Origin of the sequence: Methylocystis iwaonis (assembly GCF_027925385.1) — a bacterium.
GTDB lineage: Bacteria > Pseudomonadota > Alphaproteobacteria > Rhizobiales > Beijerinckiaceae > Methylocystis > Methylocystis iwaonis.
The window spans coordinates 3,501,784-3,513,688 of sequence record NZ_AP027142.1; the positions used below are offsets into that span (position 1 = coordinate 3,501,784).

Here is an 11,905-nt window from a genome sequence, read left to right on the forward strand (position 1 = left end):
CATGAATTCTGGCGACCGCGAGGATGCAGCTATGGACCGCCGCCTTTGGGCGCGCTTAGCAGATCCAAAAAGCTGGAGCGCATTCTTTTCGCAAAAGTCTATCGACGTTTGCGGAGTGCCTTTAGAAGCGAGCCTGAAGGCTCGCGGTCCGGGGCGCCGCCTTTCCAACCGGACCAAGATGCGTGGCGGAGAAGCTCACGCCATATTTGAGCCCGAAGCCCAGCAGCCGATCGAAGCCGATGTGGGCCAAATGGATCGCTGCGATCTGCATGAGCAGCGGCTGCCCGGTCGCGGCGCCCAAGACGCCATAGGCGAAGGGGCCGATGGTCGTGTGGGCGAGATTATAGGCGATCGCCCCGAGCCGCGGCCCAGCGAGATAAGCCAAGAGCGAAAGGTCCGGGAACAGAAACAGCAGCGCGAAACGTCCCCAGTCGCCGCCGGCCTGCGCGTAATAGAAAAGGGCGGCCGCCATCAGCGCCGCCCCTTCAATTCTCAGCAAAAGCTTCGGCGCGCCGGAAACAAAACCCGGTTCCGCGCCGATCGTCTTCATGGGCTTACGCCGCCTCTTCTTCGACCTGAACCGGGCCGGAGTCCTGACCGCGCGCATTGACGTCGCGATCGACGAATTCGATGACGGCCATCGGCGCATTGTCGCCATAGCGGAAGCCCGCCTTCAGAACGCGGGTGTAGCCGCCATTGCGCTCCTTGTAGCGTGGGCCGAGAACGTCGAAGAGCTTCGCGACGAGCTTGACGTCCTTGATCTGGGCGATCGCCTGACGGCGGGCGTGCAGATCGCCCCGCTTGCCGAGCGTCACCAGCTTCTCGACCACGGGACGAAGATCCTTCGCCTTCGGCAGAGTGGTGATGATCAGCTCATGCTTGATGAGCGCCTGCGCCATATTCGCGAACATGGCCTTGCGGTGCTCATGGGTGCGGCCGAAACGGCGCTTCTTGTGACCGTGATACATGTGGCTCTCCGTTGCTTATGCGGCCGCCGTGCCAAGGTACGGCCGTCTCCTTATGTCCCTCTCCCGTTTGCGGGAGAGGGTGGCCCCTGCGGAGCAGGGGTCGGGTGAGGGCCCTCATTTCTCCCGCAAGCGGGAGAAGGGCGCAAACTCAATAATGCTCTTCGAACCGCTTGGCGAGATCGTCGATGTTCTCCGGCGGCCAGCCGGGGACTTCCATGCCCAGATGCAGGCCCATCTGCGCAAGGACTTCCTTGATCTCGTTCAAGGATTTGCGGCCGAAGTTCGGGGTGCGGAGCATTTCCGCCTCCGACTTCTGAATAAGGTCGCCGATATAGACGATATTGTCGTTCTTCAGGCAATTCGCCGAGCGCACCGAAAGCTCCAGCTCGTCGACCTTCTTGAGCAGCGCCGGATTGAAGGCGAGCTGCGGGATCGACGGGGCGGCCTCTTCGCGGCGCGGCTCCTCGAAATTGACGAAGACGTTCAGCTGATCCTGCAGGATGCGCGCCGAGAAAGCGAGCGCGTCCTCCGGCGTGATCGCGCCATTGGTCTCGACGGTCAGCGTCAGCTTGTCATAGTCGAGCACCTGGCCTTCGCGGGTGTTCTCGACGCGATAGCTGACCTTCTTCACCGGCGAATAAAGGCTGTCCACCGGGATGAGGCCGATCGGCGCATCCTCGGCGCGATTGCGGTCAGCCGGCACATAGCCCTTGCCGGTCGAAATGGTGAATTCGACGCGGAACTCGGCGCCCTCGTCGAGCGTGCAGATGACGAGGTCGGGGTTGAGAACCTGCACGTCGCCCGTCGCCTGAATGTCGCCAGCGGTGACAATGCCCGGGCCCGTCTTCTTGAGCGTCAGGCGCTTCACGCCCTCGCCCTGATACTTGACCGAAATGTCCTTGATGTTGAGGACGATGTCGGTCACGTCCTCGCGCACGCCGGGGATCGACGAAAATTCGTGCAGAACGCCGTCGATGTGAATCGAGGTGATCGCCGCGCCCTGCAGCGACGAGAGAAGAATGCGGCGCAGGGCGTTGCCGAGCGTCACGCCGAAGCCCCGCTCCAGCGGCTCGGCAACGGCGGTCGCCACGCGGCGCGGATCGTCGCCGGGCGTCACGTCGAGCTTGTTCGGCTTGATGAGTTCCTGCCAGTTCTTCTGGATGCTCACTGGGGCGCCTTTCCTTGAAGCTCCTGAACGCGGCTCCGGCGGGGAGGAGCCGGGGCCGCGCGAAATATGCTCGATTGAAAGCAGGCTTCCTATTGCCGTAGCGTCAGACGCGACGGCGCTTGCGCGGACGGCAACCATTGTGCGGGATCGGCGTCACGTCGCGGATCGACGTAACGGTGAAGCCCGCCGCCTGCAGCGCGCGCAGAGCCGATTCGCGGCCCGAACCGGGGCCCGAAACCTCGACTTCGAGCGTGCGCACGCCATGCTCGCCGGCCTTGCGGGCGGCGTCCTCGGCGGCCATCTGCGCGGCGTAGGGGGTCGACTTACGCGAACCCTTGAAGCCCATCGAGCCGGCCGACGACCACGACACAGTATTGCCTTGAGCGTCGGTGATGGTGATCATCGTGTTGTTGAACGTCGAGTTCACATGCGCGACGCCGGAGACGATGTTCTTGCGCTCGCGACGACGAACGCGGGTAGTGTCCTTGGCCATTTAACTCTTGCCTTTCGATATCGACGCCGCCGTAACGCCAGCGGCTCCACCTTGCAGGCAGCCAGAGTTACCGACTGCCCGACTTGACGATTGCCGGAATTACTTCTTCTTGCCGGCGATCGGCTTCGCCTTGCCCTTGCGGGTGCGGGCGTTGGTATGCGTGCGCTGGCCGCGAACCGGAAGCTGACGGCGGTGGCGCAGGCCACGGTAGCAGCCGAGGTCCATCAGGCGCTTGATGTTGATCGCGACTTCGCGGCGCAGATCGCCTTCCACGAGATAGTCACGGTCGATGGTCTCGCGGATTTGCAGGACTTCCGCGTCGGTAAGCTGGGCCACGCGGCGCTCGGCCGGGATGCTCACCTTCTCGCAGATTTCTTCAGCCTTCTTGGGGCCGATGCCGTGAATATACTGAAGCGCGATGACGACGCGCTTGTTGGTCGGGATGTTGACGCCTGCGATACGTGCCACGATTTTCTCCATTTCGGGCGACAGCCTTGCGGCGCCGCCGGAGTGAACCCGCGTCCGGTGGAGGCCGGCCCCTGCGGGTGATTCCGATTGTCCGAACGCAAAAACGGAAGCCCTCCGAAGAGAGCTTCCCTCGAATTTCCGTCAGAAGTCAGGCGATAGCGAGCGATCGCGCACGAGTCAAGCAAAACTGGCGAGGGAAATGCGATTTTCTTCCCTCGCGAGACTCAAGCGCTGCGACGCAAGCCATCAGAACCGAATTTTCGTTGCGCGTCCAGCCCTAAGCCGAGACCCACGGCGCCGAACATATCGCCTTCGACGATTTTCGCGCCGGGTGTCTGGCCGGTGACCGCCGCACGCACGGCCGGAATTGCGGTCGAGCCGCCGGTGAGGAAGACCGCATCGATGCGCCCGCCGGAAAGCCCTGAGGCGGCGAGAGTTTCCTTCAGCGTGCGCGAGAGCGAGCCGAGCTGGTCCGCAATCGCCTCATGCAGCGTATTGGCGGAAGTTTCGACCTCGAATGCCCGCTCCACTTCTGTGAGGTCGATCGTCGCGCGATCCGAGTCCGACAGATCGATCTTAGCGTGCTCCACCGACAGCGCGATCGAATGGCCGCGGCGGCTTTCGATCACCTCCGCTAGACGGGCGATCTTCGCGGGCGAGAGCGAATAGCGCTCCATCTCCTCGAGCTCCCGGGCAACCTTGGGCGTATAGAGGAGATTGATCCGATGCCAGGTCGCGAGATCGACGAAAAAGCCGTTCGGGGCCGGCAGCACTTTGTCCCCGAAAGGCAGGCGCATCTCGCTCCCGAGCCCCAGATGCGGCATGACCGACTTCAGGCTGAAGAGCCGATCGATATCCGTGCCGCCGATATGCACGCCCTTATTGGCGAGCACGTCCCCTGCCCGATCCGCGCGCCAACGCGCCTGCGGCGAAACGCGCACCACGGAGAAATCCGACGTGCCGCCGCCGATGTCGGCGATAAGCGCATATTGCTCCTCCCGCACGCTCTGCTCATAGGTCAGCGCCGCGGCGATTGGCTCATATTGAAAGGCGATCTCGCGGAAACCCCGCGCCCGCGCGATTTCCTCGAGTGCGTCCTGCGCGCGGCGATCGGCGGCCGGGTCGTCGTCGACGAAATGCACAGGCCGGCCGAGCACGACCTTTGTAACGTCCTCGCCTGCGACGCCGTCGGCGGCGTCTTTCAGCTTTCCGACGATGAGGCCGATGATGTCCTTGAACGAATAGGCTTTCGTCTTGATTCGCGTGGTCTCGTCCATCAGCGCTGTGCCCAGCACCGATTTCAGGCTGCGCATCAGCCGCCCCTCGACGCCGTCGACATAGGCTTTGATCGCCGCGCGGCCGAAGATGGGCGAACCGTCCGAGAAATCGAAGAAGATCGAACTCGGCAGCGTGCGGCTTCCGCCTTCGAGCGGCGCGAGCTCCATGCCCTGCGCCCCCTCGACGGCGACTGTCGAATTCGACGTGCCGAAGTCCAGGCCGCAAAATGACTTTGCTTCCATCGGTGAAGTCTCTGGGTTTGTCGGGAGGACAAAAAGCATCGGCCCGGCAGAGCCGGGCCGATGTCTGATTTCTTGAAGCTTTCTATCAGGCGCCGAGCGATCTGTCGATTGCCGCCGTCACATCGTCTATCGGCGCCATGCCGTCGATCCGTTTCAGCTCGCCGCGCCCGGCGTAATGCGCCGAGACCGGCGCAGTCTGCGCGCGATAGGTGTCGAGCCGCGTCTTGAAGCTTTCCGGATTGTCGTCGGCGCGAACCGGCTTGCCGGCGGCAAGCGTCTCGGCGACGCGCCTGCGCATCCGGTCGACGAGCGCATTCTCGTCGACGACAAGCTCGATCACCGCGTCGAGCCTCAACCCCTTGCGGTCCAGAAGATCGCGGAGCGCCTCGGCCTGCGCGACGGTGCGCGGAAAGCCGTCCAGGATGAAGCCATTGGCGCAGTCGGCATCATCGATCCGCTGGTCGATGATGCCGATGACCACTTCGTCGGGCACGAGCTGGCCGGAGTCCATCAGCGCCTTGGCCTTCAGGCCGATCGGCGTTCCGGCCGCGACGGCCGCGCGCAGCATGTCGCCGGTCGAGAGCTGGGGCACGCCCAGCTTTTCGACGAGGCGAGCGGACTGCGTTCCCTTGCCGGCGCCCGGGGGGCCGAGAAGGACGAGCCTCATTTACGACGTCCCTTGAGCTTGGTCTTGCGGATCAGCCCCTCATATTGCTGCGCCTGCATATGGCCGTGGATCTGCGAGACCGTGTCCATGGTCACGCTCACCACGATGAGCAAAGAGGTGCCGCCGAAGTAGAAGGGCAGGTTCGCATAGGCGATGAGCCCTTCCGGCAGAAGACAGATGATGGCGAGATAGGCGGCGCCGAGCACGGTGATGCGCATGAGCACGTCGTCGATGAACTTCGCCGTGCGCTCGCCCGGGCGAATGCCGGGGATGAAGCCGCCATGCTTCTTGAGATTATCGGCCGTCTCCGTCGGGTTGAAGACGATGGCCGTGTAGAAGAACGCGAAGAAGACGATGAGGCCGACATAGGCCAGCATATAGAGCGGACGCCCGTGACCGAAATAGGCCGAGATCGTCGCAAAAATGCTTTCCGAGCCCGTCGATTGATAGAAGTTGGCGACAGTCGTCGGCAACAGCAGCAGCGACGAAGCGAAGATCGGCGGGATGACGCCGGCCGTGTTGAGCTTCAACGGCAGGAAGGACGTCTGCCCCTCATAGACGCGGTTGCCGTGCTGACGCTTCGGATAGGTGATCAGCAGGCGACGCTGGGCGCGCTCCATGAAGACGATGAAGGCGATGACGAGGAACGACATCGCAATCACGCCGAGGATGATGCCGGTCGAGATGGCGCCCTGGCGGCCGAGTTCGAGAGTCGAGACGATCGCTGAGGGGAAGGCTGCGACGATACCGGCGAAAATGATCAGCGACGAGCCGTTGCCGATGCCGCGCGAGGTGATCTGCTCGCCGAGCCACATCAGGAACATGGTGCCGCCGACAAGCGTCACGACGGTTGTAATGCGGAAGAAGAGCCCGGGCTCGGTGACGACGCCCTGCTGTCCTTCGAGGCCGATCGCCATGGCGTAGGCCTGGAAGGTCGCGAGCGCGACGGTGAGATAGCGGGTGTATTGATTGAGGACTTTGCGGCCCTGCTCGCCCTCTTTCTTCAGCGATTCGAGCGACGGAAACACCGAGGTCAAAAGCTGAATGATAATGGACGCCGAAATATACGGCATGATGTTGAGGGCGAAAATCGCGCGACGCTGCACGGCGCCGCCGGCGAACATGTTGAACAGCTCCAGCATGCCTTTCGACTGGCCGAAGAAGCTCTTCGCGAAAGCCTCCGGGTCGATGCCCGGCAGCGGCACATAGGTGCCGAGGCGATAGACAATCAGCGCCCCGAGCGTGAACAGGATGCGCTTCTTGAGTTCCTCGGACTTGCCGAAGGCGGAGAGATTGACGTTGGCCGCGAGCTGCTCGGCTGCCGATGCCATGGAGGAACTCCCCTTTGTCGCGCCTATTTTTCTTTGGCGCCTTTTTTGTTTGTCGCCCGGAGGGCAGTGTTCGCCCGATCGCATCAGCGACGGGAGACGCCTCTATAAGACAAAGCGGCCGCTCTTGCGAGAGCGGCCGCCTAAAAACCTGACCTTAGGCCGTGGCCGTTTCGCCCGCGAGGAGCTTCACCGACCCGCCCGCGCCCTCGATCGCCGCAATGGCGCTCTTGGAGGCGGCGGCGACCTCGAAGGCGAGCTTCGCCTTGATCTCGCCCTGCCCGAGGATCTTCACGCCGTCGCGGGCCTTGGCCACGAGGCCGGCCGCAATCAACGCTTCGACCGTCACCGGCGCATTCGCGTCGAGCTTGCCGGCGTCGACCGCCTGCTGCACGCGGCCGATGTTGATCTCATTGTAGTCGGTCGGGAAGGGATTGTGGAAGCCGCGCTTCGGCAGACGCCGATGCAACGGCATCTGACCGCCCTCGAAGCCCTTGATGGCGACGCCGGTGCGCGCCTTCTGGCCCTTCACGCCGCGTCCGCCGGTTTTGCCCTTGCCAGAGCCAATGCCGCGGCCAACGCGCATCCGGTTCTTGCTGGAGCCCGGATTGTCGGAGATTTCGTTGAGTTTCATTGCCGCGTCCTCACTTCTCGCCGACAATTTTGACGAGATGCGCCACCTTGGCGATCATGCCGCGCACAGCCGGAGTGTCCTCCAACTGGCGCTTGCGGCCGATGCGGGTCAGGCCGAGGCCCAAAAGCGTCTTGCGCTGACGCTCGTTACGGCCGATCGAGCTGCCCGTCTGCTCGACGGTGATCTGCTTGCCATTCGACATGTCGAGAGCCTCCCTTACGCGTCGACGGCGTCAGCGTCGACGCCCTGGCGGCGCGCCTGAAGCGCGGAGACTTTCAGCGAACGGCGCGCGGCGACGGAACGCGGCGAGTCCTCGCGACCGAGCGCGTCGAAGGTGGCGCGGATCATGTTGTAGGGGTTCGAGGAGCCCTGGCTCTTCGCCACCACATCATGCATGCCGAGCGTCTCGAAGACGGCGCGCATCGGGCCGCCCGCGATGATGCCCGTGCCGGCCGGCGCGGCGCGCAGAATCACGCGGCCCGAACCGTGACGACCATAGACGTCGTGATGCAGCGTGCGGCCTTCGCGCAGCGGCACGCGGATGAGCGCGCGCTTGGCGGCTTCCGTCGCCTTGCGGATCGCTTCCGGCACTTCGCGCGCCTTGCCATGGCCATAGCCGACGCGACCCTTCTGGTCGCCGACGACGACGAGAGCGGCGAAGCCGAAACGACGGCCGCCCTTCACGACTTTCGCGACGCGATTGATGTGGACCAGACGATCCACGAATTCGCTATCGCGCTCTTCTCTATCCCGGTCGCGACCGCGACCGCCTTCAGCTTCACGCGCCATTTTTTCTTCCGTCACTTACGCGGCGTCTCCGCCGCTCGCTTCGTTGGGCTTCCCGCCTCTCCCCCTTTCGGGAAACAGCGGACCCGGCCTCCGCAGAGGTCGGGTAAGGCCCTCATCCGCCACGCCTTCGCATGGCGCCCTCTCCCGCGTGCGGGAGAAGGGAAATTAAAACTGCAGGCCGCCCTCGCGGGCGCCGTCGGCCAGCGCCTTGACGCGGCCGTGATACATGTACGCGCCACGGTCGAACACGACCTCTTTGACGCCCTTTTCGGCGGCGCGCTCGGCGAGAAGCTTGCCCACGAATTTCGCGGCGTCGATATTCGCGCCGGTCTTCAAAGATTCGCGGTTCGCCTTCTCGATCGAGGAAGCGGCGACGAGGGTCTGCCCCTTCTCGTCGTCGATGATCTGAGCATAGATCTGCTTCGACGAGCGGAACACGGAGAGACGCGGGCGGCCATAGGCGCGCTCGCGGATCGCCTTGCGGACACGCGCCTTGCGGCGCTGTTCGATGCTGACATCCTTGGCCATGGAGCCTGGTCCTTACTTCTTCTTGCCTTCCTTGCGGAAGATGAATTCGTTCGCGTATTTGACGCCCTTGCCCTTATAGGGCTCGGGGCCGCGCAGCGCGCGGATCTCGGCCGCGACCTGGCCGACCTGTTGCTTGTCCATGCCGCTGATCGTGATTTCCGTCGGCTTCGGCGTCACGATGGCGATGCCGTTGGGGATCGGATAGTTCACGTCATGCGAATAGCCCAGCGCGAGCTGGAGCACCTTGCCCTGGACAGCGGCGCGATAGCCGACGCCGGTGATTTCGAGCTTCTTCTCGAAGCCCGAGGTGACGCCGACGATCAGATTGTTGACGCGGGCGCGGGACGTGCCCCACAGCGCGCGGGCGCGCTTGGAGTCGCCCCGCGGGTCGACCTTGATGGCGTTGTCCTGATGCACGACGGAAACGTCGTCCGGCACCAGGAATTCGAGCTGGCCCTTCGCGCCCTTCACGGACACGAGCTGGCCGTCGACCTTGGCGGTGACGCCGGCCGGGACGACCACAGGCTTCTTGCCGATACGTGACATAGTTGCAATCCTGTTCAGTCTGAGCGCTCACACAAGGTCAGAAGACCTTGCAGAGCACCTCGCCGCCGACGTTGTTCTCGCGGGCCGCATGATCGGCCATCACGCCCTTGGGCGTCGACATGATCGTCACGCCGAGGCCATTGGCCACGCGCGGAACGGCGTCGACAGCCGCGTAGACGCGGCGGCCCGGGCGGGAAACGCGCTCGATCTGCTTGATGACCGGCTGCCCGTCGAAATATTTCAGCTCGATCTCGAACTCGGTCCGGCCATTGCCGAAATCCGTCGCCGAGTAGCCGCGGATGTAGCCCTCGTCCTTGAGAACGTCGAGGACATGAGCGCGCAGCTTGGAGCCCGGCGAGGACACCTTGTCCTTGCGGCGCATCTGCGCGTTGCGAATGCGGGTGAGGAGATCTCCCAACGGATCGTTGATCGCCATTTTAAGAGTCTCCTTACCAGCTCGACTTCACCAGGCCCGGGATCAGACCCTTGGACCCGAGCTCGCGCAGCGCGATGCGCGACATCTTCAGCTTGCGATAAAAGGCGCGCGGGCGGCCGGAAATCTCGCAACGGTTACGAACGCGAATCTTCGCGGAGTTGCGCGGCAGCTCAGCGAGCTTCAGACGAGCCTCGAACTGCTCCTCGATGGAGAGCGACTTGTCGTTGGCCTTCGCCTTCAGCCGCTCGCGGCGGCCAGCGAAAGCCTTGACGAGCTTCGCCTTCTTTTTGTTGTTTTCGATCGCGCTTTTCTTCGCCATCAGTATTAGCCTTTCGGTATCCGCGTTTGAGAGGGATTAACCCCTCACTGCCGGAACGGGAAATTGAACGCACGCAGCAGAGCGCGCGCTTCGTCGTCGGTCTTGGCCGTCGTGCAGACGATCACGTCCATGCCGAGGATCGACTCCGCCTTGTCGTAGTCGATTTCAGGGAACACGATGTGCTCCTTGATGCCGAGCGCAAAATTGCCACGCCCGTCGAAGGACTTCGGGTTCAAGCCACGGAAGTCTCGCACGCGCGGCAGCGCGATCGTGATCAGACGATCGAGGAACTCGTACATGCGGGTCTTGCGGAGGGTCACCTTCGCGCCGATCGGCATGTTCTCGCGCACCTTGAAGGTCGAGATGGCCTTACGGGCGCGGGTAATGACCGGCTTCTGACCAGCGATGAGGCTGAGATCGCCAGCCGCCGACGTCACCTTCTTGGTGTCGTTGACCGCCTCGCCGACGCCCATGTTCAGCACGATCTTCTCGATGGTCGGCACTTCGAAAGCGTTCTTGTAGCCGAACTGCTCGATGAGCTGTCCGCGAACGACTTCTTCATAGTGCTTCCGCATGCGCGGCGTATAGCCAGCGATGCTCGCTTGAGCGACGGCGGCGACCGCCGGAGCTTCCTTGGCGGCCTTCGGCGCCTTGGCTCCCTTGGCTTTCTTTTCCTCAGCCATCGATCAATTCTCCGGAACGCTTGGCGACGCGGACCTTGCGGCCGTCGTCGAGAATCTTGAAGCCCACGCGGGTCGCCTTGCCGTCCTTGGGGTCGGCGATCGCAAGATTGGAAAGGTCGATCGGCGCGGCCTTGTTGATGATGCCCGCCTCGCGGTCCTTCGTCTGGCGCTGATGGCGCTTGACCATATTGACGCCGTCGACGATGGCGCGACCCTCGTCGGGGTTCACGCTCAGCACTTGGCCGGACTTGCCCTTGTCGCGGCCGGCGAGAACGACGACCTTGTCGCCCTTCTTGATTTTGGCGGCCATTACAGCACCTCCGGCGCGAGCGAGATGATCTTCATATGGTTCTTGGCGCGCAGCTCGCGCGGGACCGGCCCGAAGATACGGGTGCCGATCGGCTCCTTCTGATTGTTGATCAGAACGGCAGCATTCGAGTCGAAACGGATCACCGAACCGTCCGACCGCTTGATGTCCTTCGAGGTGCGCACGACGACGGCCTTCAGCACATCGCCCTTCTTGACGCGCCCGCGCGGAATCGCCTCCTTGATCGACACGACGATAATGTCGCCGACGCCGGCATATTTCCGCTTCGAGCCGCCCAACACCTTGATGCACATCACGCGGCGGGCGCCGGAGTTATCGGCGACGTCGAGGTTTGTTTGCATCTGAATCATGGCATTTCCGCCTTTCACTCCGGTCTGGTTTCGGACCCGCCCAATCGCGACGACCGACTTCGTCCGGAAAACCTTTGTTTCCAACTTCCAGCGCGCTTCCAAATCGCATGGTCCATGCGATCGAGAAGCGCGCCAGTTTTTTCAGGGCACGAGCGGCCGGGTCCGAAAAGCTTCGTGACCTCTGTCAGCCGGCTCGAGCGGGGTATTTACGCGGTTGCGCCGGTTTCCACAACCCGCCAGCGCTTCAATTTCGAGATCGGCGCGGTTTCTTCGATGAAAACCGTATCTCCGACCTTGAAGGCGCCGTTTTCGTCATGCGCGTGATAATGTTTCGTGCGACGCACCGTCTTCTGGAACAGCGGATGCGTGAAACGGCGCTCGACCTTCACGACCACGGTCTTGTTCTGCTTGTCGCTGACGACGACGCCCTGGAGAATTCGCTTCGGCATTGGGCTTTAACCTTGATTGTCCGCGCTCTTCTGCGCGGCGACGGTCTTGATCCGGGCGATGTCGCGACGAATGACGCGCACGCGGGCAGTGTCCTCGAGCTGGCCGGTCGCCCGCTGGAAGCGCAGATTGAACTGCTCCTTCTTGAGCTTCAGCACTTCGTCGTTGAGCTGGTCCTCGGTCATCGCCTTGATGTCGGAGAGGCGTTGCTTGGATTTCATGTCGTCCTCCCT

General features: G+C 63.1%; 20 protein-coding genes. All 20 read right to left on the reverse strand.

Features of this window, described 5'->3' with window-relative positions:
- Nucleotides 1–121: 121 nt before the first annotated feature.
- Complete coding sequence (locus tag QMG84_RS16660) at nt 122–550, reverse strand: DUF4260 domain-containing protein (protein WP_281929284.1); 429 nt, start codon at nt 548–550, stop codon at nt 122–124.
- 4 nt (nt 551–554) lie between these two features.
- Entirely contained in the window at nt 555–968 is a 414-nt protein-coding gene (gene rplQ / locus QMG84_RS16665; RefSeq protein WP_202071298.1) for a 50S ribosomal protein L17, read from the reverse strand.
- A gap of 148 nt (nt 969–1,116) precedes the next feature.
- On the reverse strand, nt 1,117–2,136 hold the full coding sequence (locus QMG84_RS16670; RefSeq protein WP_202071297.1) for a DNA-directed RNA polymerase subunit alpha: 1,020 nt from the start codon (nt 2,134–2,136) through the stop codon (nt 1,117–1,119).
- 103 nt (nt 2,137–2,239) lie between these two features.
- Complete coding sequence (gene rpsK, locus QMG84_RS16675) at nt 2,240–2,629, reverse strand: 30S ribosomal protein S11 (protein WP_014890740.1); 390 nt, start codon at nt 2,627–2,629, stop codon at nt 2,240–2,242.
- A gap of 99 nt (nt 2,630–2,728) precedes the next feature.
- Complete coding sequence (gene rpsM, locus QMG84_RS16680; RefSeq protein ID WP_026015932.1) at nt 2,729–3,097, reverse strand: 30S ribosomal protein S13; 369 nt, start codon at nt 3,095–3,097, stop codon at nt 2,729–2,731.
- A gap of 224 nt (nt 3,098–3,321) precedes the next feature.
- Nucleotides 3,322–4,617 (reverse strand): Hsp70 family protein, encoded by a 1,296-nt coding sequence (locus tag QMG84_RS16685; protein WP_281929289.1) that lies wholly within the window; start codon nt 4,615–4,617, stop codon nt 3,322–3,324.
- Between the two features lie 85 nt (nt 4,618–4,702).
- Nucleotides 4,703–5,284: an adenylate kinase gene (locus QMG84_RS16690; protein WP_281929290.1), complete on the reverse strand. Its 582-nt coding sequence runs from the start codon at nt 5,282–5,284 to the stop codon at nt 4,703–4,705.
- Nucleotides 5,281–6,615: a preprotein translocase subunit SecY gene (secY, locus tag QMG84_RS16695; RefSeq protein WP_202071294.1), complete on the reverse strand. Its 1,335-nt coding sequence runs from the start codon at nt 6,613–6,615 to the stop codon at nt 5,281–5,283. Before secY ends, QMG84_RS16690 begins: the two co-directional genes overlap by 4 nt.
- 154 nt (nt 6,616–6,769) lie before the next feature.
- Nucleotides 6,770–7,246, reverse strand: a complete 477-nt coding sequence (gene rplO, locus QMG84_RS16700) for a 50S ribosomal protein L15 (protein WP_202071293.1) — start codon at nt 7,244–7,246, stop codon at nt 6,770–6,772.
- Between the two features lie 10 nt (nt 7,247–7,256).
- Nucleotides 7,257–7,448 (reverse strand): 50S ribosomal protein L30, encoded by a 192-nt coding sequence (rpmD, locus tag QMG84_RS16705; RefSeq protein ID WP_202071292.1) that lies wholly within the window; start codon nt 7,446–7,448, stop codon nt 7,257–7,259.
- 14 nt (nt 7,449–7,462) lie between these two features.
- Nucleotides 7,463–8,035: a 30S ribosomal protein S5 gene (gene rpsE, locus QMG84_RS16710; protein WP_165055011.1), complete on the reverse strand. Its 573-nt coding sequence runs from the start codon at nt 8,033–8,035 to the stop codon at nt 7,463–7,465.
- Nucleotides 8,036–8,200: 165 nt separating this feature from the next.
- Entirely contained in the window at nt 8,201–8,563 is a 363-nt protein-coding gene (gene rplR / locus QMG84_RS16715; RefSeq protein ID WP_202071291.1) for a 50S ribosomal protein L18, read from the reverse strand.
- Between the two features lie 12 nt (nt 8,564–8,575).
- Complete coding sequence (gene rplF, locus QMG84_RS16720) at nt 8,576–9,109, reverse strand: 50S ribosomal protein L6 (protein ID WP_202071290.1); 534 nt, start codon at nt 9,107–9,109, stop codon at nt 8,576–8,578.
- A 37-nt stretch (nt 9,110–9,146) separates the two neighbouring features.
- The gene (gene rpsH, locus QMG84_RS16725; RefSeq protein ID WP_202071289.1) at nt 9,147–9,545 is read right to left on the reverse strand and encodes a 30S ribosomal protein S8; all 399 of its coding nucleotides are present in this window, start codon (nt 9,543–9,545) and stop codon (nt 9,147–9,149) included.
- Nucleotides 9,546–9,558: 13 nt separating this feature from the next.
- Nucleotides 9,559–9,864 (reverse strand): 30S ribosomal protein S14, encoded by a 306-nt coding sequence (gene rpsN, locus QMG84_RS16730; protein WP_202071288.1) that lies wholly within the window; start codon nt 9,862–9,864, stop codon nt 9,559–9,561.
- Nucleotides 9,865–9,908: 44 nt separating this feature from the next.
- The gene (gene rplE, locus QMG84_RS16735; RefSeq protein WP_281929293.1) at nt 9,909–10,547 is read right to left on the reverse strand and encodes a 50S ribosomal protein L5; all 639 of its coding nucleotides are present in this window, start codon (nt 10,545–10,547) and stop codon (nt 9,909–9,911) included.
- Complete coding sequence (gene rplX, locus QMG84_RS16740) at nt 10,540–10,857, reverse strand: 50S ribosomal protein L24 (RefSeq protein ID WP_281929294.1); 318 nt, start codon at nt 10,855–10,857, stop codon at nt 10,540–10,542. Before rplX ends, rplE begins: the two co-directional genes overlap by 8 nt.
- Nucleotides 10,857–11,225 carry a 50S ribosomal protein L14 gene (gene rplN, locus QMG84_RS16745; protein ID WP_138166882.1) on the reverse strand — a complete coding sequence of 123 codons (369 nt, stop codon included), beginning with the start codon at nt 11,223–11,225 and terminating at the stop codon, nt 10,857–10,859. The genes rplX and rplN overlap by 1 nt, the downstream gene beginning before the upstream one ends.
- Nucleotides 11,226–11,431: 206 nt before the next feature.
- The gene (gene rpsQ, locus QMG84_RS16750; RefSeq protein WP_202071286.1) at nt 11,432–11,674 is read right to left on the reverse strand and encodes a 30S ribosomal protein S17; all 243 of its coding nucleotides are present in this window, start codon (nt 11,672–11,674) and stop codon (nt 11,432–11,434) included.
- A gap of 6 nt (nt 11,675–11,680) precedes the next feature.
- Nucleotides 11,681–11,893: a 50S ribosomal protein L29 gene (gene rpmC, locus QMG84_RS16755; protein WP_202071285.1), complete on the reverse strand. Its 213-nt coding sequence runs from the start codon at nt 11,891–11,893 to the stop codon at nt 11,681–11,683.
- Between the last annotated feature and the right edge of the window lie 12 nt (nt 11,894–11,905).